The organism is Amycolatopsis sp. TRM77291 (assembly GCF_054166285.1).
In genome coordinates this window covers 1-592 of the sequence record NZ_JBSZHF010000044.1, presented here as the reverse complement: position 1 = coordinate 592, position 592 = coordinate 1, and the positions used below count along the sequence as shown (strand labels likewise).

General features: G+C 63.7%; 1 pseudogene. It reads left to right on the top strand.

From position 1 onward, the window contains the following. A pseudogene (locus ACXIZN_RS43280) lies at positions 1-196 on the top strand (HNH endonuclease signature motif containing protein); the annotation flags it as partial. Positions 197-592 lie beyond the last annotated feature (396 nt).

Here is a 592-nt window from a genome sequence, read left to right as displayed (position 1 = left end):
CATCGTCTTCTGGCGACACCACGGCGAAACCAAAATCGACAACCTCGTCCTGCTCTGCACCAAACACCACCGCCTGATCCACCACAGCGAATGGAAAGTCCAGATCGCCCAAGACGGCCTGCCTGAGTTCACCCCACCTAGCTACCTCGACCACACCGGCACACCGAGACGGAACACCATGCACCTCAGAACATAGGCCGAACCGGAAGCCGAAAGACTTGCCAGGGAGCGCGACTGTCCACATGAGACAGGAGTCGCGGTACCCGATCCGGCACTTCGCAAGTGTCGTGAGCGAAGCGTGCCCAATGACGCCAATCGGGCGTCCAGCGACAAGAGTGGCCAGGGAGTGCACGAGCGGCCCGTAGACCAGTCCAGAACCACGCCGCGGAGACTGTTCACTTGAGGCAAGTGAAGAAAGCCTGCTCGGCGGGAGCTCAGTCATGCCTTCCACCCTTAAGTGCCCCGCCTCAGGCCGAACGCCCCTGCGACGTTGCGCGAACTTCTTCGCAACGCGACCAGTTCGCCGCGCCACCCACTCACCCCGCCGCGCCACCCACTCACCGTTCGCCCCGCCGCCGCTCCGCCCGCTCAC